Annotated in this window: 34 protein-coding genes; 30 read left to right on the top strand and 4 right to left on the bottom strand. The window is 38.5% G+C overall.

Going from position 1 to position 23,573, the window contains the following annotated elements; translation table 11 throughout:
• Window positions 1–113: 113 nt before the first annotated feature.
• The 4 genes from H0486_RS15635 to H0486_RS15620 form a co-directional block, all read right to left on the bottom strand.
• Window positions 114–1,085, bottom strand: a complete 972-nt coding sequence (locus H0486_RS15635) for an SPFH domain-containing protein (protein WP_228353883.1) — start codon at window positions 1,083–1,085, stop codon at window positions 114–116.
• A 137-nt stretch (window positions 1,086–1,222) separates the two neighbouring features.
• Window positions 1,223–2,116 (bottom strand): TPM domain-containing protein, encoded by an 894-nt coding sequence (locus H0486_RS15630; protein WP_228353882.1) that lies wholly within the window; start codon window positions 2,114–2,116, stop codon window positions 1,223–1,225.
• On the bottom strand, window positions 2,116–3,261 hold the full coding sequence (locus H0486_RS15625) for a TFIIB-type zinc ribbon-containing protein (protein WP_228353881.1): 1,146 nt from the start codon (window positions 3,259–3,261) through the stop codon (window positions 2,116–2,118). Before H0486_RS15625 ends, H0486_RS15630 begins: the two co-directional genes overlap by 1 nt.
• Before the next feature lie 78 nt (window positions 3,262–3,339).
• Window positions 3,340–4,014, bottom strand: coding sequence for a PspA/IM30 family protein (locus H0486_RS15620; RefSeq protein WP_228353880.1), 675 nt, complete (start codon window positions 4,012–4,014; stop codon window positions 3,340–3,342).
• 330 nt (window positions 4,015–4,344) lie between these two features.
• On the opposite strand from H0486_RS15620, the gene H0486_RS15615 reads away from it, so the two are divergent.
• From H0486_RS15615 to infA, 30 genes are all read left to right on the top strand, one after another.
• Window positions 4,345–5,208: a class I SAM-dependent methyltransferase gene (locus tag H0486_RS15615; RefSeq protein WP_228353879.1), complete on the top strand. Its 864-nt coding sequence runs from the start codon at window positions 4,345–4,347 to the stop codon at window positions 5,206–5,208.
• Window positions 5,209–5,564: 356 nt separating this feature from the next.
• A complete protein-coding gene (locus H0486_RS15610) occupies window positions 5,565–6,083 on the top strand; it encodes an RNA polymerase sigma factor (protein ID WP_228353878.1) in 519 nt (172 codons plus the stop codon).
• Window positions 6,084–6,117: 34 nt separating this feature from the next.
• Window positions 6,118–7,803 (top strand): LolA family protein, encoded by a 1,686-nt coding sequence (locus H0486_RS15605; RefSeq protein WP_228353877.1) that lies wholly within the window; start codon window positions 6,118–6,120, stop codon window positions 7,801–7,803.
• Window positions 7,804–8,108: 305 nt separating this feature from the next.
• Window positions 8,109–9,416 (top strand): MFS transporter, encoded by a 1,308-nt coding sequence (locus H0486_RS15600; RefSeq protein ID WP_228353876.1) that lies wholly within the window; start codon window positions 8,109–8,111, stop codon window positions 9,414–9,416.
• A gap of 896 nt (window positions 9,417–10,312) precedes the next feature.
• Window positions 10,313–10,630, top strand: a complete 318-nt coding sequence (gene rpsJ, locus H0486_RS15595; RefSeq protein WP_228353875.1) for a 30S ribosomal protein S10 — start codon at window positions 10,313–10,315, stop codon at window positions 10,628–10,630.
• A gap of 186 nt (window positions 10,631–10,816) precedes the next feature.
• Window positions 10,817–11,449, top strand: coding sequence for a 50S ribosomal protein L3 (gene rplC, locus H0486_RS15590; protein WP_228353874.1), 633 nt, complete (start codon window positions 10,817–10,819; stop codon window positions 11,447–11,449).
• Window positions 11,450–11,475: 26 nt separating this feature from the next.
• On the top strand, window positions 11,476–12,096 hold the full coding sequence (rplD, locus tag H0486_RS15585; RefSeq protein ID WP_228353873.1) for a 50S ribosomal protein L4: 621 nt from the start codon (window positions 11,476–11,478) through the stop codon (window positions 12,094–12,096).
• Window positions 12,096–12,395, top strand: coding sequence for a 50S ribosomal protein L23 (rplW, locus tag H0486_RS15580; protein ID WP_228353872.1), 300 nt, complete (start codon window positions 12,096–12,098; stop codon window positions 12,393–12,395). Before rplD ends, rplW begins: the two co-directional genes overlap by 1 nt.
• 82 nt (window positions 12,396–12,477) lie before the next feature.
• Window positions 12,478–13,320 (top strand): 50S ribosomal protein L2, encoded by an 843-nt coding sequence (gene rplB / locus H0486_RS15575; protein WP_228353871.1) that lies wholly within the window; start codon window positions 12,478–12,480, stop codon window positions 13,318–13,320.
• An 89-nt stretch (window positions 13,321–13,409) separates the two neighbouring features.
• Complete coding sequence (rpsS, locus tag H0486_RS15570; protein WP_228353870.1) at window positions 13,410–13,688, top strand: 30S ribosomal protein S19; 279 nt, start codon at window positions 13,410–13,412, stop codon at window positions 13,686–13,688.
• Window positions 13,689–13,720: 32 nt separating this feature from the next.
• Window positions 13,721–14,104 carry a 50S ribosomal protein L22 gene (rplV, locus tag H0486_RS15565; protein ID WP_228353869.1) on the top strand — a complete coding sequence of 128 codons (384 nt, stop codon included), beginning with the start codon at window positions 13,721–13,723 and terminating at the stop codon, window positions 14,102–14,104.
• Between the two features lie 11 nt (window positions 14,105–14,115).
• Window positions 14,116–14,775: a 30S ribosomal protein S3 gene (gene rpsC, locus H0486_RS15560; protein ID WP_228353868.1), complete on the top strand. Its 660-nt coding sequence runs from the start codon at window positions 14,116–14,118 to the stop codon at window positions 14,773–14,775.
• Entirely contained in the window at window positions 14,775–15,212 is a 438-nt protein-coding gene (gene rplP / locus H0486_RS15555) for a 50S ribosomal protein L16 (RefSeq protein WP_228353867.1), read from the top strand. The genes rpsC and rplP overlap by 1 nt, the downstream gene beginning before the upstream one ends.
• Window positions 15,202–15,411, top strand: coding sequence for a 50S ribosomal protein L29 (gene rpmC / locus H0486_RS15550; protein WP_228353866.1), 210 nt, complete (start codon window positions 15,202–15,204; stop codon window positions 15,409–15,411). Before rplP ends, rpmC begins: the two co-directional genes overlap by 11 nt.
• Before the next feature lie 60 nt (window positions 15,412–15,471).
• Entirely contained in the window at window positions 15,472–15,726 is a 255-nt protein-coding gene (gene rpsQ, locus H0486_RS15545) for a 30S ribosomal protein S17 (protein ID WP_408647612.1), read from the top strand.
• An 89-nt stretch (window positions 15,727–15,815) separates the two neighbouring features.
• Entirely contained in the window at window positions 15,816–16,184 is a 369-nt protein-coding gene (gene rplN, locus H0486_RS15540; protein ID WP_228353864.1) for a 50S ribosomal protein L14, read from the top strand.
• 14 nt (window positions 16,185–16,198) lie between these two features.
• Window positions 16,199–16,516, top strand: coding sequence for a 50S ribosomal protein L24 (gene rplX / locus H0486_RS15535; protein WP_228353863.1), 318 nt, complete (start codon window positions 16,199–16,201; stop codon window positions 16,514–16,516).
• Between the two features lie 23 nt (window positions 16,517–16,539).
• Entirely contained in the window at window positions 16,540–17,079 is a 540-nt protein-coding gene (rplE, locus tag H0486_RS15530; protein WP_228353862.1) for a 50S ribosomal protein L5, read from the top strand.
• Window positions 17,080–17,092: 13 nt separating this feature from the next.
• Window positions 17,093–17,278: a type Z 30S ribosomal protein S14 gene (locus H0486_RS15525; RefSeq protein WP_066712887.1), complete on the top strand. Its 186-nt coding sequence runs from the start codon at window positions 17,093–17,095 to the stop codon at window positions 17,276–17,278.
• Window positions 17,279–17,302: 24 nt separating this feature from the next.
• On the top strand, window positions 17,303–17,704 hold the full coding sequence (gene rpsH / locus H0486_RS15520) for a 30S ribosomal protein S8 (RefSeq protein ID WP_228353861.1): 402 nt from the start codon (window positions 17,303–17,305) through the stop codon (window positions 17,702–17,704).
• A 20-nt stretch (window positions 17,705–17,724) separates the two neighbouring features.
• Complete coding sequence (gene rplF, locus H0486_RS15515) at window positions 17,725–18,267, top strand: 50S ribosomal protein L6 (RefSeq protein WP_228353860.1); 543 nt, start codon at window positions 17,725–17,727, stop codon at window positions 18,265–18,267.
• Window positions 18,268–18,284: 17 nt separating this feature from the next.
• Window positions 18,285–18,653 (top strand): 50S ribosomal protein L18, encoded by a 369-nt coding sequence (rplR, locus tag H0486_RS15510; protein ID WP_228353859.1) that lies wholly within the window; start codon window positions 18,285–18,287, stop codon window positions 18,651–18,653.
• A 16-nt stretch (window positions 18,654–18,669) separates the two neighbouring features.
• Complete coding sequence (gene rpsE, locus H0486_RS15505; protein ID WP_228353858.1) at window positions 18,670–19,173, top strand: 30S ribosomal protein S5; 504 nt, start codon at window positions 18,670–18,672, stop codon at window positions 19,171–19,173.
• Between the two features lie 94 nt (window positions 19,174–19,267).
• On the top strand, window positions 19,268–19,450 hold the full coding sequence (gene rpmD / locus H0486_RS15500; RefSeq protein WP_228353857.1) for a 50S ribosomal protein L30: 183 nt from the start codon (window positions 19,268–19,270) through the stop codon (window positions 19,448–19,450).
• A gap of 25 nt (window positions 19,451–19,475) precedes the next feature.
• Window positions 19,476–19,916, top strand: coding sequence for a 50S ribosomal protein L15 (gene rplO / locus H0486_RS15495; protein WP_228353856.1), 441 nt, complete (start codon window positions 19,476–19,478; stop codon window positions 19,914–19,916).
• Complete coding sequence (gene secY, locus H0486_RS15490; RefSeq protein ID WP_228353855.1) at window positions 19,916–21,232, top strand: preprotein translocase subunit SecY; 1,317 nt, start codon at window positions 19,916–19,918, stop codon at window positions 21,230–21,232. The genes rplO and secY overlap by 1 nt, the downstream gene beginning before the upstream one ends.
• A gap of 159 nt (window positions 21,233–21,391) precedes the next feature.
• Window positions 21,392–22,036 (top strand): adenylate kinase, encoded by a 645-nt coding sequence (locus H0486_RS15485; RefSeq protein WP_228353854.1) that lies wholly within the window; start codon window positions 21,392–21,394, stop codon window positions 22,034–22,036.
• 76 nt (window positions 22,037–22,112) lie between these two features.
• Window positions 22,113–22,871, top strand: coding sequence for a type I methionyl aminopeptidase (map, locus tag H0486_RS15480; protein WP_228353853.1), 759 nt, complete (start codon window positions 22,113–22,115; stop codon window positions 22,869–22,871).
• A 94-nt stretch (window positions 22,872–22,965) separates the two neighbouring features.
• Complete coding sequence (locus H0486_RS15475; RefSeq protein ID WP_228353852.1) at window positions 22,966–23,253, top strand: KOW domain-containing RNA-binding protein; 288 nt, start codon at window positions 22,966–22,968, stop codon at window positions 23,251–23,253.
• Entirely contained in the window at window positions 23,253–23,471 is a 219-nt protein-coding gene (gene infA / locus H0486_RS15470; protein ID WP_184094592.1) for a translation initiation factor IF-1, read from the top strand. The genes H0486_RS15475 and infA overlap by 1 nt, the downstream gene beginning before the upstream one ends.
• The last annotated feature ends 102 nt before the right edge of the window (window positions 23,472–23,573 follow it).

Below are 23,573 nucleotides of genomic sequence, written 5' to 3'. Positions count from 1 at the left end.
GAATTGAGTGTAGGATGGAATAAAGAAAGCCGGTGTAATAGCATATATAAATTAATCGCTAATACACCAGCTGGTGTTATTTTATACTTACTTGTTGCGTTATACAGTATGTTTTATACTAGTTTATGCCCACAGTTTGAACAGAAATTGGCTCCATCCGTTTTCGTTCCGCAATTCGGACAGAAGTTCGGTTTGGATTGGGAACCAGGAGTGGTCTGACTATTATTTGCCGGACTATTCGGAGTATTCATATTCTGCATCATTTGATTAGCCATATTGATTCCCATCATCATTCCGGCCATATCAGAAGCTACACCGCCGCCATGTACCTTACCGGAGGATATACCCTCTGTCATGGCAGCCTGCTGGTAACGACCCATATCACCAATCATTCCAAAGGAAGCATTCTTGTTAATCATTTTCTGAATCTCCTCCGGATATGTGAAGCTCATAATGGTAAACCCACTAACAGATAATCCGCTGTCAAAAAGCTGCATATCGAGATCGGAGCGAATACCGTTGGCAATATCAAAGGAATTTGCCTGAAGATTGAACATATCCTTTCCTTCCTTTGTAATCCATTTCATCAGAAGCTGGTCAAGGATTGCAACAATACGAAGACGTACATCCTCCACTAGGTAGCTTTGTTTTACACCGGCAATTTTATCGATTAGTTTTACGTAATCATTAACCTTAAATGTGAATGTTCCATTCGCGCGGATGGGTAATCCTCCTGGCATATTTGGAGCGGGAATATTAATAGCATTCTGAGTTCCCCATTTAGAGATGAATTCTTTTGTGTTAATAAAGAGTACTTCCGCACGGATACCGCTATTGAAGCCGAATTTAAAGCCCTTCAGTGTTGATAGGAAAGGAATGATCTGGGATTCAATATCATAATCTCCTTCATCTTTAAAGATACCCTCAATCTTACCATTATATAGAAAGATAGCGTCCTGACCTGGGCGAATGATCAGACGGCTTCCCTTCTTTATTTCATCATTATTCCATTTATAAAATATCATATCTTCACGAAATTCCTGCCATTCTACGACATTGGCAAATTGCTTTGAAAATAAACCCATGGTGGATTCCTCCTACTTAATTAGTTTTTGATACAGTTTAAAATAAAATATAACATGCAAAACATCTGAAGTCTATTATGAAATGAATATCTCACTATGCATAAAAGCGTATCGTGACAATCAGTATGTTAAAATACTTAAAAGCGACCGCCACCTGAACTATGAGACCTTCCTCCGCTGGAAACGCCCCCTCGAAAGCCTCCGGAACTAAATCCACCTTTGCCTCCGTTTGAGTTATTATTCTGAGGCTTTCTGACACGAGTTACTTGTGTTCTAATATATTGGTCTCTACGACCAATCAGTCCGGATTGGCTGGGGTCCATATAAGTATTACTACCGGCGGTCATTTTGCCTCCAGAGTTATAAGCCATAATAGCAACTACAACAGCACCGATAATCATGGCTACGACTAGCTGGACCAATATATTTGATAATATACTGTCATTAGATGAGGATGAATCACCAGGCCAGGTTTCATCGTAGTAAGCATCATTTGGATTGCTGGATTGTGGCTTTGCATAATTATAATCATGATCATAATTTAATTCGGAGTCATCCTTCATATAAGCAGATGATTGCTCGATATAGGAGACGAAGGCATCATAATAATTACCATCTGAAAGGTCTGGAGTAATATCATCGATTATCTGGTCAATTCGTTTCGAATGAATATATGTTTCTGCAAGTCCGTATCCTTCTATAAACACAACTCGATTATACATATCAACGAGAAGATATACACGATCACCCGCTGGATACTGGTCTTCAAAGTCCTCAATATAGGTTTCTGCATATGGAGCTGTCCTGTCATCATGAGTAAGTATAAGGATATCGATACCAGCTTCTTCTCCATATTCTATACACATCTCTTCTAATTTATCACGTTCACTTGTGGATAACAAATCTGCTTCATCATAGATGTGTTGATTAAATACGGTGGATGCACTGACATGTAAAGTCGGTATATTTGAGACGATAAAAAGGATTAGGAAAAGCATCAGACTGAAGTTTTTTAGTTTAATTCTTCTCATTACATTCCACCTCCTAATATCATAGTCAATACACGGAAGATTAGAAAGCTTCCGGCAGAAATTCCAGCAAACCAAGCAGCTATTTTTCCTTTACTGAGAGGTGGCTTTCCGACGATTTTACCAGTCTGTCCGTTCATAGCAAAGATATGTTCAGCCTGACGATAATCATAACATACCATCCATACGGGTAGCAGAGTATAATCGGCACGTTTTTTACGAACGTTTATATCCTTTCTGATGAAGGACACAGTGTTATAGCCGTTAATAGTAGACCTTATATAACTATCAACATAATCACTTACTCTTGATTTGATTCGAGGCAGCATCTGCTCATCATCAAAGTCATATTTTTCAGATATGTACCCTGCAAGATAAGGCATCTGAAAATCCTTTAGATTATCATAATGGAAGGGTTCTATTTTATCCATCATGTTGTCATCCATTTTCTTAGAGGCATCACAGGGAATACGAGAGTAATTAAGGTCAACCTTGCGATACACATGATAGTATTTTGTTTCGGTATAGATCCAATCGCCTTTTGTATAGGTTCGAACCCGGGTACAAGTAGCCTCTGCTTCACCTCGTCCGTTTACATCGTAAAGCCAGAACGGTACATATATACCGGTTATATTTTTAATGCGGTCCGCAGTCATAAAATCGCGGGGAGTAAGAAGTCCTTTTTTACACCATTGTTTAAATGCTTCCTGCGCCTGTTCCTTGCTTATTGAGAATGGGATTACTTTTGCTGGAGCAAGACTTCCAGTCAGACGATCCCCAATAACAACACCAGCACCGCAAAAGCTACAGGTAGTGGCAGTGGTCTGAGCATCCGTAATTAGAACAGCTCCACAGTTCTTACAATGATATTCCGTAGCTTCATCACCCTGAAAGGTAGAATGATGTGATGGTTCATCCGTATCAGAAGGATCCTCATAATCATTCTCAAAGCCGGAGTCTCTAGCAAGGATGTCTTCTTCATCCATTTCGTACTTAATGCTATCGTCATCAGAGGGATCGGGGTTCCCAGTTGCTTTTCCAATATTGTCCGTCCGGCCACAGCTGGCGCATCGCAGCATCCCGGTATTACTATCGAATGCCATATCAGCCCCACAATTGGGGCATTTATAATGTACTACCGTTGGCATTACTTTTCCTCCTCACCTGAAAAATGTCCGCAAATCAGAAAGAGCGTACTTTTCATTCGCGGACATTTCCTCTTGATATTATTTACCTAAGCTTGCTTTTAAAGCGGCTAATTCGTCATCAACAGTTGTATCAGAAGCATACTTCTTAGTTAAGTCTTCTATGCTTTGCTCAGAGGAGGAACGGTTTAATTCCGCCATAGCGTTTGCTTTATCCAATGCTTTGTCAGCCATCTCCTCATATTTTTTAAAGCTGGATATAGAGTCGTTCGCACTGACTACTGAAGACCCCATTTTGTTAATCCGCTCTTGTGTCTTAGCAACTGCAAGCTTACCTTTAATCATATCCTTACGAGATTCCAGTTCGTTAATATCATTAACCAGTTTATCATGCATCTCTCTCATGTGAGTTGCATTGTTATGTGCAAGATCATATGCTTCCTGAAGACCTGGTAATTTAGAGGATAAAGAAGCCTTCTGTTCTAAGAACTTACGAGCATCTGCTTCGTTGTTGGCCTCCAAAGCTTTTACAGCGTAAGACTGCATCTTAGCGATCTCTTCATTGCATTCATCCAGTACTCTTTTGGCTCGCTGTTCTTCAGCCATAATCGTAGCAGTTTCTGACTTTACCTTGCCGAGATCGGAATTTAAATTCCTAAGGCACTGATCAATCATCTTCTCAGGATCCTCGGCCTTATCCAATAAGGCATTGATGTTGCTTGACATAATGTCTTTAAATCTTGTTAAAATACCCATGTTCGTAACCCTCCATTAAAAAGTGTTGCCGCTGCATGATTTATAGGATCAAGTCTTTTTGTAAACATCTACTTGCAAACGGTCATCAAAATCAGTTCTTACAGTTATCAGTTTAGTATGAATTGACAACAACGTCAAGTTAAAATACGGTTAGAATAATGATAGAAAGATTATGAATAATACAGCGAAAAACCGATGGACAGTGGCAGAAATCATATCCGCCACGGAGCCGTTTGCGTTTCGTTGCACCTGGTTTGTATTGTATTTCTTTGTTGTGTGTTTTATAATGAATTAAAATTCTGAAAAAAGAAAGAGAGTTAGAGAGTTATTATGTGGATAGCAGATGAATGGAAGGAATATGAAGTGATTGATACCTCAAAGGGTGAGAAATTAGAGCGTTGGGGAGAATATATATTGGTAAGACCGGACCCTCAGGTGATCTGGGATACTAAGAAAGTGCATAAGGGCTGGAAGAAGCCAAATGCCCACTATCACAGGAGTTCAAAGGGTGGAGGTGAATGGGAATTCTTTGATTTGCCAAAGCAATGGAAGATATCCTATAAAGAACTCACCTTTAACTTACAACCCTTCAGTTTTAAGCATACTGGACTTTTTCCAGAGCAGGCAGTCAACTGGGATTGGTTCTCCGAGAAAATAAATAGCGTTAAAGGAAGACAAATAAAGGTATTAAATTTATTTGCATATACAGGTGGCGCAACACTGGCAGCAGCGAAAGCCGGAGCGGCCGTTACCCATGTGGATGCGTCCAAGGGTATGGTTACCTGGGCCAAGGAGAATGCTGTAGCATCAGGTCTGGCTGATGCGCCTATTCGTTATATTGTTGATGATTGCGTCAAATTCGTAGAAAGAGAGATCAGACGAGATAATAAATACGATGCAATTATTATGGATCCCCCCTCTTACGGAAGAGGACCGAAGGGGGAGATATGGAAAATAGAAGATAACATCCATCCGTTTATACAACTATGTACCAAAGTATTATCCGATGACCCGCTCTTTTTCTTATTGAACTCCTATACCACCGGACTTCAGGCAGGTGTTCTGTCCTATATGCTGTCTGTGGAATTGAAAAAGAAGTTTGGGGGGCAGGTAATTGCAGATGAGATTGGCCTACCCGTCAAGGAAAATGGATTAGTACTTCCCTGTGGTGCATCGGGTAGATGGGAAAAATAAAATATTGTAGTTGAAGTTAAGGCTGATGAGTATTGATAGACACTTTCAAAGTAGAGCTGGTAAATAACCAAATCTACTTTGGAGATGTCATATCAATATTCTTCAGCCTTATTTTAGTTAACACCTTTCTTCTGTTTACAATAATGATAAATAATAATATTTTAGTGTAACAAATCTATATAAGGAGGCGTCTTACTATATATAACGATGATATCCTGCTAAAAACTTTTTAAAGGGATATATTATTTGAAAGATAATTTTGGCTATCGTCATCAAGACATCTCTACGCAACATCGTTAGTTCACGTCCAATAATTACAGCATGCATGAATAGAAATCAGTAGGAAAGGAGTAGGCATGGGATTTAATCAAAACGATCAGTCAGATTTTATAGACAAACTGTGTTCAAATACGTGGAATGAATTGTATCGTTTTATATACTATAAGGTCCAAAATCGAGAAGAAGCACAGGACATTACACAGGAGACATACGTACGAGCCATCTCTTATCTTCAACGCAATAATGTAAAGGTGAGTAACAATGTAGCTTATCTTAAAGCAATTGCATTGAATATAATCAGAGACCATTGGAGAATGAAAAAACGTAGAGGATATTACTATAATATAGAAGATGTTTCGCCAGAACAAATAGCAGAAGAAGATTTTTCGGATTTCATTCATGAACGAGCAATAATCGAGAAAGCAATGAAACTGCTGACAGAGGAACAACAGCAGGTCCTAACTCTTCGAATTATTGAAGGATACTCTGTATCTGAGACTGCAGAACGAATGAAAAGAAAAGAAGGATACGTACGTGTGCTTCAATTCCGTGCGATAAAGGCTTTGACTAAAATACTGAAAAGGGAAGATAAGTGATGTTTAGAATTATTTTGATTAAAGGAGGATTAAGATGAAAGACAATATGAATAGAATATCTGTATATATCGATCAATTAAATAAAGAAGAAAAACCGAAAGAGCATGATAATGGTTACTCTTCGAACGAAATGGATGACATGGCAGAAACGGTCAGGAGACTTAGAAGTTTACGGGAACCGGCTTTTCCGGAGGATGATTTTAAGATGAGATTGATTGCGTCGCTTCGATCCGATCAATATACGAAAGCCTCCGATGATATGCATTCAGATTTACAACGATCAAAGCATTTTAAACATAAGCATAAGTATATCTGGTTCAAACGCGCGGTACTATTTACAGCAGCTACTGCAGCTGCAGTACTTCTGTTTTCTTACCCTAACATAACTTCTGGAAGAAAGGAAACGAATATTGTATATGCAATGGAACAAGCAATGCAAAAGGTTAAAGCATATCATGGCATTGTAGAAGTAGTCGTGAAAAATGGACTTGGAGAAACAACGCTTCAATCACGAAGAGAGGTATGGGCTGATGAGGATGGAAGATATTATGTCAAAGAACTTGAGGGATATTCAAAAGGTTTTATCACAGTAAATGATACGACAAGGGAATGGCAGATCAGACCAGAGGAGAAGAAGCTGTATGTCTTCGATGCATTTCCGGATCCTTACCGTTTTACTTTTGAACTTGATAATGAGGTGAAGGATGTAAAAAACGCCGTCACTGTGAAGAAGTTGAAAGAAGAAAATATCTCAGGAAGAGAAACGGTTGTATTAGAGGTTATACCGGATGGTGGAGCCGCGTATCAGCTTTGGGTTGATAAAAAGACTGAGCTCCCGCTTAAGAAACAGTCAGCTATGCAGAATGCATTACAGATTACGATAGCCTACACGGAGATTTCATTTTCGGATGAGATTCCTGATGAGTTGCTGGTTTATCAGATTCCGGAGGGGTATGATGTGGTTATGCAGAACACAGAACAACCGGTATCTACTATAGACGAGGCAGCCGATTTATTAGATTTTAATCCCGTTCTTCCAAAGAAGGTACCATATAATTATCATTTGAAAGGAATAGCGGTTATGTTGGAAACCAATACGGCAAAGTTATATTATTCCGAAGAAGCGTCGAATAAAACCGCTGTTGTTCTCCAGAGAATGATCAAGGAAAAATTTGCACCTGACTCCCAGGCGATACTGGGAAAAGTAGCGAATAATCCAGCTGAGATCCTACACAATTATCAAGATGCCACTGATGTAAAATCCATTCGTTGGCAGGAGAACGGCATGGAGTATACCGTATTTGGTAATGCATCGCTGGAGGAGCTATCCGTATTAGTAGAAGGATTCTCAAGTGGTGAAGTATATATACCTGATTCATCAGGTAATGACGTAAAGAGAGTACCACAAATCGAAGTTCCTATTGATCTTACAGTAGAAGAAAATGAGCAAAAAAGTGTGGATGCAGGTCACTCTCCGTGGAGACTGGACCCAGTATTTGTAGCACATGTTTTTTCTAATATATTGATATCTCCTGAAGGAATCGTAGGTGACTATCCTATATTGTATGAGGATATGGTATTGATAGAGAACAATGGTGTAGAAGCAGTTATCGAAGTAGAGAATGAGAAGTCTATTGCACGATATGTTTATCTAAAGAAAATAGTAAGACAGGATGAAACGGGCATATGGACAGTGGTTGGATATGATCCCAGAGAGTAGCTATTGGGGTATAAGATGTATGTACTTGGGAGAAATAATTAGTTAAGTTCTGTCAAATTCTAGTAATGTGTTATAATTTAATTATTAGTACAACTTCTTCCTATAATTAAGAAGTTGTAGAAGAGATTAATAACAATAAAAATATTATATCAAAATGAGTAAAGGAAAGGAGCGATTACATTGAAGCTCTGCATTGTTTTAACTCCATGCAAAGTCAGATAAGATAGTATTTGCATGGAGAAACTCTCTATCGGTTTTGACTTTGCATTTTTCAATATAAAATAATTGAAAGAGGTAGAGTTAAAATGTTTAAAGAAAAAATAAATAGTGAATTAAAGAATTTCTACTTATTCCTAATGGGACAATTTGTGTCGCAATTCGGAAGTAGGCTTACGAGCTATGGACTTATTCTATGGGCTTATAAGCAAAGCGGATCAGTACTATCCTTATCCCTGTTATCAATATGCTATCTGGTACCAGAGGTATTCTTAAGTTTTATTTCGGGTACCATAAGCGATCGATGGAATAAGAAGATAATAATGCTGGTTGCAGATACGATTTCAGCTGTTTTTTCATTAAGTATATTTATTATGCTGTTAACAGGAAATCTTAAGGTCTCCTATCTTTATATTATTAACTTCATGATGGGTGTGATGGATTCATTTCAAAATCCAGCTTTTGAAGTAAGTGTTTCTGCAATGGTTGCAAAGGATGATTATATTAAGACAAGTGGGATACGTACATTCTGTAATTCCTTTATCGGAGTTCTGGCTCCTTTTGTTGCAACTTCACTTTACGCAATCCTGGGTATGGAGTGTATTGTACTAATTGACTTGGCCACATTTGTATTTGCCTTTGTTACATTAGCATTTGTAGTGAGAGTTCCACATATCTCAAATAAGGACGCGGAAGCTCAAAGTCTATTGGAGCAATGTAAGTTTGGAATACGGTACCTTATTAATAAGAAGGGAATTCTAAACTTGATTATGTTTATGGCATTTGTCAATTTAATTGCTGCAATTTATAACGTTAATCTTGCTCCGATGGTTCTGTCCAGAAATGGGAATAATGATATTCAACTGGGCATTGTAAGCAGTACTGTTAGCATAGGTGGCATATTGGGAAGTATTCTGGTGTCAAAAATGCCACAGACAAAGAAAAGGGTTCCCCTGATACTTAACATTATGTCCTTTTCCTTCCTTTTTTGTAATGGTTTGCTGGGAATAGGGAGAAACTATTATGTTTGGACCCTTGCGGTATTCGGTGGCAATATTCTGATTCCGTTTTTAACAGCCAATGTGGAATATATCATGCGAACAAAGGTACCGCTTGAGCAGCAGGGAAGAGTGTTTTCCGCTCGTAATACTCTTCAATTTGCATCAATTCCCATTGGAAATCTACTGGGTGGTTTTTTCGCTGACAAGGTATTTACACCATTTATGAGTAACCCTAATGATGTTCCTGCCTTCTTTTCCATTCTTGTTGGTAAAGGAGAAGGTAGCGGAATAGGACTTTTATATGTATGTATTGCCTTAGGTGGACTGTTAGGCTGTTGCCTGTTCCGTGGGAATAAGAATCTGTTATCCTTGGATCATGAGGAAACTGTGGCATAATGGAAATGAATCACAATAAGTAGGAACATTACATTAATGGATAGGCAAGTTGATTTGATACTTGCCTATCCATTATAATTTATATTGGGGAAAGAAGTCTCTCGAAGCGTTTCGTGGTGAAATAATGTGAAATTGTAATATTATCATAATTTATATAGAAACTGGTAATAATTAATTTAACTACTCATTTGAAGTGATTTATACATAATAGTTCTATACAAGATTGAGTTCAGACATGAATACGGTTTTAACGAAATTTGGACAGTGGATCAGGAGATATATATGGTGACAGAGCATTAATGACAATCGGTACTTAAGCTCTGTTTTATAGAGCTTTATGTACGATGAAGAAGCGGTGGGAAGGTTACTGGCCGGAGGCTGGGAATATATCCAGAGCGGAGTATTTGCACTAGTCGGTACTTAGGCTCTGTTCTGTAGAGCCTTACGTACCGCTACTAAGTGCAACTAAGCGCGAGCGGCTCCGCAGCGGATATATCCCCAGCCTCCGGTCAGTACCCTTCCCATCGCTTCTTCGTATTTATAAATTATAATAAAATAAAAAAAGTACTTGCAATGAAAATATTCTTGGTGTATAATAACCAATGTTGTGACATTGATAGCGTAGAAGCGTGAGGTTGCTGCCGAATCTGGCAGGTTTTCCGTGGAGCGAAGGTCAAGTTATGAAACTGGCGACAAGTCACTGTACAATATAATGTTCTGCCGTTGGGCAGATAAAACGTGTGAGGAATTTCATAGAAGAGCGATAAATGATGAATTTATCGATGCTAGTCCGGTTCTCCGGATTATTCCTATGAAGCATTAAGATACACACGGACGAGTGTACAGTCACCACTTGTCGTACTGAAATTAAGTGCGAAAAGGAGGCGGCTTTTTTTATGGCAAGTCAAGTAATGAGAATCACATTGAAGGCATATGATCATCATTTGATCGATCAATCTGCAGGTAAGATTATTGATACTGTGAAGAAAACAGGATCTAAGGTGAGTGGACCGGTTCCGTTGCCGACTAAGAAGGAAGTTGTAACAATTCTTAGAGCGGTTCACAAATACAAAGATTCCAGAGAGCAGTTTGAGCAAAGAACACACAAGAGATTGATTGACATCATTACACCTACCCAGAAGACGGTAGATGCGTTATCCAGATTGGAAATGCCAGCAGGTGTGTATATCGACATTAAGATGAAAGCAAAATAATCCGCAAAATGGTGTGTTAATCAGACAACAGGGATGGACAGAATAATCAAATAATAATTAATTAAGAAGAAATCCTTAGGGTTCATATATGATTGTATATAACCATCTAGGATGATTGCTACACAAAACACGATATTACACAATATCGTGCGGCAATCCGCTGTAGATTAAACAGGAGGTAAAAAGATGAAGAAAGCGATTTTGGCTACAAAAATCGGAATGACTCAGGTTTTCTGTGAAAACGGTGTACTTGTTCCGGTAACCGTATTGCAGGCAGGACCTCTCTATGTTACACAGATAAAGACAGTAGAGAATGATGGCTATGCTGCAGTACAAGTTGGTTTCGGTGATATCAGAGAGACTCTGGTAAACAAACCAAGAAAAGGACACTTTGCAAAAGCAGGTGTTGCGAATAAAAGATTTCTTAAAGAGTTCAAGTTTGAGAATGCCTCTGACTATACAGTAGGTCAGGAAATCAAAGTTGACATCTTCGCAGAAGGTGACAGAATTGATGCTACTGCAAAGTCAAAGGGAAAAGGCTTCCAGGGTGCTATTAAGAGACACAACTTATCAAGAGGACCGATGAAACATGGTTCCAAGTATCACAGACATGCAGGTTCCAACGGTGCTGCTACCACACCTGGTAGAGTATTCAAAGGAAAGCACATGCCTGGACATATGGGTAATGTTAAGGTTACCGTTCAAAATCTTGAAGTTGTAAGAGTAGATGCAGATAAGAACCTCATCCTTGTTAAGGGTGCAGTACCTGGACCTAAGAAATCCTTAGTAATGCTGAAAGAATCAGTTAAATCAAACTAGAAGCTTTAAGAAAGGAGGAAGCATAAATGGCAAATGTAACAGTTTATAATATCGAAGGCAAGAAAGTTGGAACACTAGAGCTCAACGATGCAGTCTTCGGAGTAGAGATAAATCAACATTTAGTTCATATGGCAGTTGTTCAGCAGTTAGCGAATAAACGTCAGGGAACACAGAGCGCTAAAACCCGCGCAGAAGTAAGCGGTGGCGGTAGAAAGCCTTGGAGACAAAAAGGAACCGGTCATGCAAGACAGGGTTCAACCAGATCCCCTCAATGGAAGGGCGGCGGTGTTGTATTTGCTCCAAAGCCGAGAGATTATTCCTTTAAGATGAATAAGAAGGAAAAAGCTCTTGCAATCAAATCAGCGTTAACATCAAGAGTAAATGAGTCTAAATTCTTTGTTCTTGATGACATCAACTTTGACGAGATTAAAACAAAGAAAATGAAGGCAGTTCTTGATAATTTAAAGATAGAGAAGGCATTAGTTGTTCTTGATAAGAAGAATGATAACGTACAGCTCTCTGCAAGAAACCTTCCTAAGGTAAGAACAGTATTATCAAACTCCATTAATGTTTACGACATCTTAAAGTATGATACCTTGGTATTGACTAAGGATGCTGTAGCTCAAATCGAGGAGGTGTACGCATAATGGCAGATTTAAAGTATTATGATGTAATCCTTAAACCGATTGTAACTGAAAAGAGTATGAGCACTATGGGTGAGAAAAAATACACATTTTCCGTTCATCCCGAGGCTACTAAGAATCAGATTAAGGAAGCTGTAGAGAAAATGTTTACCGGAGCAAAGGTTGAGAAGGTAAATACAATTAATATGGATGGTAAGACCCGTAGACGTGGAAATATAGAGGGAAAGACCTCAAAGGTTAAAAAAGCTATCGTTCAGTTAACTGAGGACAGCGCTGAGATCGAAATCTTCTCAGGATTATAAAAAATCGTACAGAATAATGGACGTATACAAGAATAAATAGAGTAACAAATTCTTGTTACATCATTTGAAAGGAGTGCAAAACATGGGAATTAAAACATATAGCCCATATACACCTTCCAGAAGACACATGACTGGTTCTGATTTTGCAGAAATTACAGCATCTAAGCCTGAGAAGTCATTGGTTGTTTCTTTAAACAAGAAAGCAGGCCGTAATAATCAAGGTAAGATCACTGTAAGACACCAGGGCGGTGGATCTAGAAGAAAATATAGAATTATTGATTTTAAAAGAAGAAAAGATGGTATTCCTGCAACAGTAGTTAGTATTGAATACGATCCTAACAGAACAGCAAACATTGCATTGCTTAACTATGCAGACGGTGAGAAAGCATATATTATTGCTCCTTACGGTCTTACCGTAGGAACAAAGCTTATGAATGGTGAAACAGCAGAAGTTAAAGTTGGTAACTGCTTACCTCTTCAGAACATTCCTGTAGGTACTCAGATTCATAACATTGAGTTATATCCTGGCAAGGGCGGACAGTTGGTTCGTGCAGCAGGTAATTCCGCACAGCTTATGGCTAAGGAAGGTAAATATGCTACACTTCGTCTTCCTAGCGGTGAAATGAGAATGGTTCCTATCATCTGTAGAGCAACCATCGGACAAATCGGAAATATTGATCATGAGCTTATCAATGTAGGTAAAGCAGGACGTAAGCGTCACATGGGTATCAGACCTACTGTACGTGGTTCTGTTATGAACCCGAATGACCATCCTCACGGTGGTGGTGAAGGTAAGACAGGTATTGGTCGTCCAGGCCCTGTTACACCTTGGGGTAAACCTGCTCTTGGTCTTAAGACTAGAAAGCACAATAAGAAATCTAATAAGTTAATAGTAAGAAGAAGAGATGGTAAAGCGATTAAGTAATATACTTTACAACAGCATACCATTTCGTGCGATTAAATTGGATAGCGTAAGCCATTCCAGTATTAAGAATTCTAAGGAGGTTAGAATACATGGCTCGTTCACTTAAAAAGGGACCATTTGCTGATGACCATTTGTTGAAAAAAGTAGATGCGTTAAATCAGACTGGTGAGAAATCAGTTATTAAGACTTGGTCACGTCGTTCTACCATTTTCCCGCAGTTTGTAGGACACACAATTGCGGTTCATGATGGAAGAAGACATGTGCCGGTATATGTGACAGAAGATATGGTTGGACACAAGCTCGGAGAGTTCGTTGCAACCAGAACCTATAGAGGACACGGAAAAGACGAAAAGAAAACAAGAAAATAATGTGTAAGCATTGATGGAAGGAGGTTCTATCCATGGCGAAAGGACATAGATCCCAGATAAAGAGAGAAAGAAATGAGCAAAAAGACAACAGAGCATCCGCTAAGTTATCATATGCTAGAGTATCTGTTCAAAAAGCTTGTTTCGTATTAGACGCCATTCGCGGTAAGGATGTACAGACAGCACTTGGTATTTTAGCTTATAATCCAAGATACGCTTCAACTTTGATAGAAAAATTATTAAAATCAGCAATTGCGAATGCTGAGGTTAAAAATATGGATCCTGCAAAGCTTTATGTAGAAGAATGCTATGCTAACCAGGGACCGATTATGAAAAGAATTAGACCTAGAGCACGAGGCACAGCTTATCGTATTGAGAAGAGAATGTGTCATATAACTGTAGTGCTTAATGAGAGATAAGGAGGGCAATAATGGGACAAAAGGTTAATCCTCACGGCTTAAGAGTCGGAGTAATTTCTGACTGGGACTCCAGATGGTATGCAGAAGCTGATTTTGCAGACAATCTCGTAGAAGACTATAACATCAGAACATATCTGAAGAAGAAATTATACAGTGCAGGAATTTCTAAAATTGAGATTGAAAGAGCATCAGATCGCTTAAAGATAATCATCTTTACTGCTAAGCCCGGTGTCGTAATCGGTAGAGCAGGTACAGAAATCGAGAAGTTAAAAGAAGAAATTCAGAAGTTTACAACTAAGAAATTAAACTTAGAAATTAAAGAAATCAAGAAACCGGATCTCAACGCACAGTTAGTTGCAGAAAATATTGCTACTCAACTTGAGAATCGTATTTCTTTCAGAAGAGCTATGAAATCCACTATGGCAAGAACTATGAAGAGTGGTGCTAAGGGTATTAAAACAGCAGTTGCTGGACGTCTTGGCGGAGCTGATATGGCTCGTACTGAATTCTATAGTGAAGGAACTATCCCGTTGCAGACCTTACGTGCCGACATCGATTATGGATTTGCTGAAGCAGATACCACATACGGTAAATTAGGTGTTAAGGTTTGGATTTACCATGGTGAAGTGCTTCCTGTTAAAGGAGCAAAAGTAGAAGGGAGCGATAACTAATGTTAATGCCTAAGAGAGTAAAGCACCGTAAGCAATTCCGCGGTAGTATGGCCGGAAAGCCATCCAGAGGCAATACAATTAGCCAAGGCGAATATGGTATTGTAGCAATGGAGCCGGCATGGATTAAATCAAATCAGATTGAAGCAGCCCGTATCGCGATGACCCGTTTTACAAAGCGTGGCGGTAAAGTATATATTAAGATATTCCCTGATAAACCTGTTACAACAAAACCTGCTGAAACTCGTATGGGTTCCGGTAAAGGTTCATTAGAGTATTGGGTAGCTGTTGTTAAGCCGGGACGTGTATTATTTGAAATTGCTGGTATTCCAGAGGATATCGCAAGAGAAGCTTTACGTCTTGCAACACATAAATTACCGGTGAAATGTAAAATAGTTTCCCGTGCAGACTTAGAAGGCGGTGAAAACAGTGAAAATTAATAAATATGTAGAAGATTTAAGATCAAAATCAGCTGCAGAATTAAATCAAGAATTAGTAGCTGCGAAGAAGGAACTTTTCAATCTCAGGTTCCAGAATGCAACCAATCAATTAGATAACACAAGCAGAATCAAGGAAGTTAGAAAAAATATCGCTAGAATTCAGACAGTTATTTCTGAACTTTCTAAGGCTTCTAAATAATTTGGGATCGATTGATTTACCCTTTGGTAAATCTCCTCGATCATGGAAAGGAGTATCGTTGTGGAAAGAAATTTAAGAAAAGTTCGTATCGGCAAAGTAGTTAGCGATAAGATGGATAAAACAATCGTTGTAGCTGTAGTTGACAACGTAAAGCATCCTTTGTACGGAAAGATCGTAAAAAGAACTTACAAGCTGAAAGCACATGATGAGAACAATGAGTGTAACATCGGAGATAGAGTTAAGGTAATGGAAACAAGACCTTTATCTAAGGATAAGAGATGGAGACTTGTTGAAATTGTCGAGAAAGCGAAGTAAAGAATTGACGAAGCGAATTACCGGAAAGAATTTTTATTCCTTTTCGGAGTTAGTTCCATCGGTTCTATTACAATGAAAGGAGTATTATCATGATACAAACTGAAACCAGACTTAGAGTTGCCGATAATACTGGTGCCAAAGAGTTACTTTGCATTAGAGTATTAGGCGGATCAACCAGAAGATATGCTAATATAGGTGATGTCATTGTTGCTTCGGTTAAAGATGCAACACCAGGCGGTGTTGTAAAGAAGGGCGACGTGGTAAAGGCTGTAGTTGTTCGTACAGTGAAAGGATCTCGTCGTAAAGATGGTTCTTATATTAGATTTGATGAAAATGCTGCTGTAATTATTAAGGAAGATAAAAACCCCAGAGGAACTCGTATCTTTGGGCCAGTAGCAAGAGAATTAAGAGAGAAACAATTCATGAAGATCGTTTCTTTAGCACCAGAAGTATTATAGGGAGGTGTCAACTAGTGGCTACGATGAAAATAAAAAAGAATGATACCGTTAAGGTTATCACTGGCAAGGATAAAGGTAAAGAAGGTAAGGTTATTGCTGTAACTGATGGAAAAGTCCTTGTAGAAGGCGTTAACATGATTTCCAAGCACAGTAAAGCGAACCAGAATAATCCAAAGGGTGGAATTATCCATCAGGAAGCGCCTATCGATGTATCTAATGTAATGTACCTTCACAAGGGTAAGCCTACCAGAGTTGGTTTTAAGACTGTGGAAAGCAAAAAAGGACCTAAAAAAGTACGTTTCGCTAAGACTACTGGCGATGTTATCGATTAATTCAGAGAGGAGGTTCATACAAGTTGGCTAGATTAAGAGATCAATACAAAAATGAAATAGTAGCCGGCATGACTAAGAAGTTCGGATATAAGAACGTTATGGAAGTGCCGAAATTAGATAAAATTGTCATCAACATGGGTGTTGGTGAAGCGAAGGATAACGCTAAGGTTTTAGAGTCAGCAGTGAAGGATCTTGAGACGATTGCTGGTCAGAAACCGATTATCACAAAGGCAAAGAAATCTGTGGCAAACTTCAAAATCAGAGAAGGTATGTCAATCGGATGTAAAGTAACATTAAGAGGCGAGAAAATGTATGAGTTTGCAGATCGTTTGATTAACTTAGCATTACCTCGTGTACGTGACTTTAGAGGTGTTAACCCGAATGCATTTGACGGTAGAGGAAATTATGCACTTGGTATTAAGGAACAGTTGATTTTCCCTGAGATCGAGTATGATAAAGTAGACAAGGTTAGAGGCATGGATATCATCTTCGTTACCACAGCTAAGACAGATGAAGAAGCACGTGAACTGTTGACACAATTTGGTATGCCATTTAGAAAATAGAGGAGGGATTTCCATGGCTAAAACGTCAATGAAAGTAAAACAACAACGTACGCAGAAATTCTCCACTAGAGAATATAATCGTTGCAGAATTTGTGGCCGTCCGCATGCATATTTAAGAAAATACGGAATCTGCAGAATTTGTTTTCGTGAATTAGCGTACAAAGGACAGATACCAGGCGTGAAGAAAGCAAGCTGGTAAGAGTTAAGAAAGGAGGTAAATTAAATGACAATGAGCGATCCTATTGCAGATATGCTTACAAGAATCCGTAATGCAAATACTGCGAAACATGATACAGTAGATATACCTGCTTCTAAGATGAAAATTGCTATTGCCGACATCCTCGTAAAGGAAGGTTATATCAAAAAATATGAAATCGAGGAAGTTGAAAATTGTAAGACAATCCATATTACATTAAAATATGGTAAAGATAAAAATGTTAAGATCATCACTGGACTAAAGAGAATATCCAAACCGGGTCTTCGTGTTTATGCAAGCAAAGAAAACTTACCTAAGGTATTAGGCGGTTTAGGAATTGCAATCATTTCTACAAACAAAGGTGTTATAACTGATAAACAAGCAAGAGAATTAAACGTAGGTGGAGAAGTATTAGCATTCATCTGGTAAAAAAAATAGGAGGTGCGGGCATGTCACGTATAGGAAGAATGCCTATCGCTATACCTGCAGGTGTAACTGTAGATGTAGCAGAAAATAATAAAGTGACCGTTAAGGGTCCTAAGGGAACATTGGAAAGAGTGTTACCCGCTGAAATGCAAATTAAAGTAGAAGGTACAGAAATAGCTGTTACCAGACCGAATGATTTAAAGAAAATGAAAGCATTACATGGTCTTACAAGAACCTTAATCGCAAATATGGTTACCGGTGTTACAGAAGGTTACCAGAAGGTACTTGAGATTAACGGTGTTGGTTACAGAGCTGCTAAGGCAGGAAAAGAGTTAACATTAACCTTAGGTTATTCCCATCCGGTTGTTATGGTTGATCCGGAAGGACTCGAATCCGTATTAGATGGACAGAACAAGATTATTGTTAAAGGTATAGATAAAGAAAAGGTTGGCCAATACGCCGCTGAAATCAGAGCAAAGAGAGCTCCTGAACCTTACAAGGGTAAAGGAATTAAGTATGCTGATGAAGTGATCAGACGTAAAGTTGGTAAGACCGGTAAAAAGTAAGGGAGGAGTGAAATAACATGGTAAAGAAGACTTCAAGATCTGAAATTAGAATGAAAAAGCATTTAAAAATCCGTAATCGTTTCACAGGTACTCCTGAGAGACCGCGTTTGGCTGTATTTAGAAGCAATAATCATATGTATGCACAGATCATTGATGATACAGTCGGCAACACTTTAGTTGCAGCCTCCACTCTGGAAAAGGATGTTAAGGCTGAACTTGAGAAAACCAACGATGTCGCAGCAGCAGCATATTTAGGAACTGTTATTGCTAAAAAAGCATTAGAAAAAGGTATTAAGGCTGTTGTATTTGATAGAGGTGGCTTCATATATCAAGGTAAAGTGAAAGCATTAGCAGACGCAGCCCGTGAAGCTGGTCTGGAATTCTAGGCAAGGAGGAAAACACATGAAACGTACAATCGTTGATGCCAGTCAACTGGAGTTAGAAGATAAAGTAGTATCAATCAAGCGTGTTACTAAGGTTGTAAAGGGTGGTCGTAACTTCAGATTTACAGCATTAGTAGTTGTTGGTGACAAAAACGGACACGTTGGCGCAGGCTTAGGAAAAGCAACTGAAATTCCTGAAGCAATTCGTAAAGGAAAAGAAGATGCGATTAAGAAATTAATCAGTCTGCCGATTGATGAAAACGGAAGTGTTCCGCATGACTATATCGGAAAATATGGCAGTGCATCCGTATTATTAAAGCGTGCACCACAAGGTACCGGTGTTATCGCAGGTGGTCCGGCACGTAATGTACTTGAGCTTGCGGGCTTTAAGAACATCCGTACCAAATCTCTTGGTTCCAACAATAAGCAAAACGTTGTTCTTGCTACTATTGAAGGATTAAGCCAATTAAAGACTCCTGAGGAAGTAGCTAAGCTTCGTGGTATTCCGGTAGAACAGTTATAAAATATAACTGTCAGAAGCATGAATAACAGATGAAGAATGAATCTCATATGAATTCATGTAACAGTCATCTTGTACAAAAATGGAGGTGTCAGAAATGGCAGGTAAATTAAAAGTTACTTTAGTGAAATCTACGATTGGCGCCATTCCGAAGCACAGAGCAACTGTTGAAGCATTAGGTTTAAGAAAACTTCATAAAACCGTTGAAATGCCGGATAATGCTGCTGTTAGAGGAATGATCGATCAGGTTAAACACTTAGTTAAGGTTGAAGAAATATAATTGCTAAAAGAAGGAGGTGCACGACATGAATTTATCAGAATTGAAACCGGCTATCGGTTCCAAACAAAGCGATAACTTCAGAAGAGGACGTGGTCACGGATCGGGAAACGGTAAGACTGCTGGTAAGGGACACAAAGGCCAGAAGGCTCGTTCCGGAGCTCCGAGAGTTGGTTTTGAAGGTGGCCAGATGCCATTATACAGAAGAATTCCGAAGCGTGGCTTCACCAATAGAAATACAAAAGAAATCGTTGCAATTAATGTTAATGTATTAAATAGATTTGAGGACGGTTCCACTGTAACAGTTGATTCATTATTAGATGCTGGAATTATCAAAAACCCGAGAGATGGTGTTAAAATTCTTGGCCACGGCGAATTAACTAAGAAGCTTGATGTCAAAGTTAATGCATTTAGCGCAGGCGCAACAGAAAAAATACAAGCTCTGGGTGGAAAAGCTGAGGTGGTCTAATGTTTAAAACACTGCGAAATGCTTTTAAAGTTAAGGATATTAGAAAAAGACTCATATATACTATGATCGCACTTTTGGTAGTGAGACTGGGAACATTACTCCCAGCTCCTGCTATAAGCAGGGATGTAACCCAAGGATGGTTTCAGAACTTAGGCTTTTTTAACAACTTAACTGGCGGTTCCCTTTTGAGAATGTCTATTTTCGCATTAAGTATTTCTCCATATATTACTGCATCCATTATCGTTCAGCTGTTAACCATTGCAATTCCTAAGCTAGAGGAAATGCAAAAGGAAGGCGAAGATGGAAGAAAGAAAATGAATGAAATTATGCGGTATGTATCCGTAGGATTAGCTGTGCTTGAATCATTGGCTTTTGCTATCGGATTTGGCAACTCCGGTGCATTAGAAGGAGGATTTACCTTCACTAATGTGGTTGTAATTGTTGCTTCCTTTACTGCAGGTTCTACATTTCTTATGTGGTTGGGTGAGAGAATTACTCAGAATGGTGTCGGTAATGGTATTTCCATCATCCTGTTAGTTAACATTGTGTCTACTATGCCAGGTGATTTTATCAGTCTGACTCAGAAATTTATTATTAATAAACCAGTTGTTAATGCAATTGTAGCTGCACTTGTTATTGTATTTGTTGTCATTTTAGCAGTAGTATTGGTATTGATTCTTCAAGATGGTGAAAGAAAAATACCGGTTACTTATGCAAAAAAAGTTCAAGGCAGAAAAATGCTAGGTGGACAAGCTTCCAATATTCCATTAAAGGTGAATACAGCGGGTGTTATTCCAGTTATTTTTGCCAACTCTATCATGACATTTCCAATTGTAATTGCATCCCTCTTTGGTGTAAGACCGGAAAGAGCTTATTTCTGGCCTAAGGTACTGAAGGTTTTAGATCAAAACAGTTGGCTGGTTACAAAGAGCTGGGGAGATTTTAAATATTCTCTTGGATTAATCATCTATATTGTACTTATTATTTTCTTCGCATACTTCTATACCTCAGTTACCTTTAATCCAATTGAAGTATCGAATAATATTAAGAAACAAGGTGGATTTATCCCTGGAATTCGTCCTGGTAAACCTACAACAGAGTATTTACAGAAGGTACTTAATTACATCATATTTATAGGAGCAATCGGACTTACAATTGTATCCATTATACCTATATTTGTATCAGGTGTATTTTCAGCTGATGTAAGCTTTGGTGGTACATCCATCATCATTATCGTTGGTGTAATCATCGAAACAATTAAACAGATTGAATCACAATTGCTGGTACGTCATTACAAAGGATTCTTGAATGATTAATCTATTCCGTTGTAAACATACTGAGATGTTGCAGAATATTCATTACGATTGTTTTGCAACATCCGTAGTGTGTTTCACAACGGGATATTGTGGTTAAATAAACATTTTCTATAAGCTTATAAAACTGGCGTAGCTGGTTAAAACAGGAGGAAATCTTACATGAAGATTATTATGTTAGGAGCACCCGGAGCAGGAAAGGGTACACAAGCTAAAAAATTAGCTGAAAAATATGGTATACCACACATTTCAACAGGAGATATTTTCCGAGCTAATATAAAAAATGGAACAGAGCTTGGTAAAAAGGCAAAGGTTTTCATGGATCAGGGTTTATTAGTTCCTGATGAACTGGTTGTAGATTTGGTTGTTGACCGCTTCAAAGAATCTGATTGTGAAAAAGGCTATGTTCTGGATGGCTTTCCAAGAACAATACCACAGGCTAAGGCTTTGGATGATGCACTTGCAAAGAATGGTGATGCCGTAGAGTATGCTATTGACGTTGATGTGCCGGATGAGAATATCATTCGTCGTATGTCAGGAAGAAGAGCTTGTGTAAATTGTGGTGGAACCTATCATATTGTAACTATTCCGCCTAAAAAAGAAGGAATCTGTGATGTTTGCGAGGGAGAGCTAATTCTACGTGAGGATGATAAACCAGAAACCGTTGAAAAACGTTTGAAGGTATATCATGAGCAGACTCAGCCATTAATTGATTATTATAAAATTAAAGGTATTTTGAAATCTGTTGATGGAACAAAGGATTTAGAAGAGGTTTTCAATGAGATCGTAAATATCGTTGAAGCATAGTCGTTAAGCATTTATATATAAATATTGTATGCCGCCACAACAGAAGTTGACGGTTATTTAGAAAGGAAGAGATGGCATGTCAATAAATATTAAGTCAGAGAAGGAAATCATGTTAATGCGGGAGTCCGGAAGGATTTTAGCAAATGTACTGGAGGAATTGATGGCTATGGTTCGTCCAGGGATTTCAACTTATGACATTGATAGAAAGTGTGCAGATATCATCAAAGGGTATGGTTGTATTCCTTCCTTTCTAAACTATAATGGTTATCCCGCATCAGTCTGTATATCCGTAAATGATGAGGTAGTACATGGAATTCCCAGCAAGAAACGGATTCTTCAGGATGGAGATATTGTCAGTCTGGATTGTGGAGTTATTTATCAGGGGTATCATTCCGATGCGGCTAGAACAGTTCCTGTTGGTGAAATATCACAGGAGGCAAAAAAGCTGATTGAAGTGACCAGACAGAGCTTTTATGAGGGTATAAAGTTTGCAAAAGTAGGTAATCATTTGCATGAGATTTCGGATGCAATTCAAACATATGTCGAGGCACATGGTTTTTCGGTAGTGAGAGATTTGGTAGGGCATGGAATAGGAAGAAATCTTCATGAAGAACCGCAGATACCAAATTTCAGGCAAAAGAGGAGAGGGCCCAGGCTGGAAGTGGGAATGACTCTTGCAATTGAGCCAATGGTAAATGCCGGACGCTATGATGTATACTGGTTGGATGATGATTGGACGGTAGTTTCTGCTGACGGATCACTATCCGCACATTATGAGAACACTGTTTTAATTACTGATGGAGAACCGGAGTTATTGACAATTTACCGTGGTTAACCCTGTTAGAGCTGTTTCTACTTATTATAATATGGGTAAGGGGTCGGTAATGTAAGCTATGAAAGAACAACGTATTCCTGGAAGGAATTAATCAATGATGAATGAGTTTCAAGTCGGAGGTTATGTAAATTCAATTGCCGGTCATGATTCAGGAAAATGTTATGTAATATTTCAAATTGATCATGAATATTTATATCTAGTGGACGGTAAAATCAGAACCCTAGATCATCCGAAAAAGAAAAAGATTAAGCATGTAACTATGTTAGCCGGAGCAGATCCGGAAATCAAAGAGAAGATACTGAACCATTCTATTAAGAATGAAGAAATTAAGAGAACAATAAAGATGCTATTAAATCGAAAGTCAAGTAAGGAGGCCAAATAATGTCAAAGACCGATGTTGTTGAAATCGAAGGTACTGTTATTGAAAAGCTGCCGAATGCAATGTTCCAGGTAGAACTCGAAAATGGTCATAGAGTATTAGCACATATCAGTGGAAAACTCCGTATGAACTTTATTAAGATCGTACCCGGAGATAAGGTTACACTTGAATTGTCTCCCTATGATTTGACCAAGGGAAGAATTATCTGGCGAGATAAATAAATCCCACTTATTATTGATCCAATGAGAAGAGATTAACAAAATATCTGTTAACCTAATCCATTGTATATAATCGTAAAAAATTATGCTTGCTATTATATACCT

This window comes from Variimorphobacter saccharofermentans, from assembly GCF_014174405.1.
GTDB lineage: Bacteria > Bacillota > Clostridia > Lachnospirales > Lachnospiraceae > Mobilitalea > Mobilitalea saccharofermentans.
The sequence above is the reverse complement of the archived record's forward strand: the minus strand, read 5'-3'. Positions and strand labels throughout refer to the sequence as shown.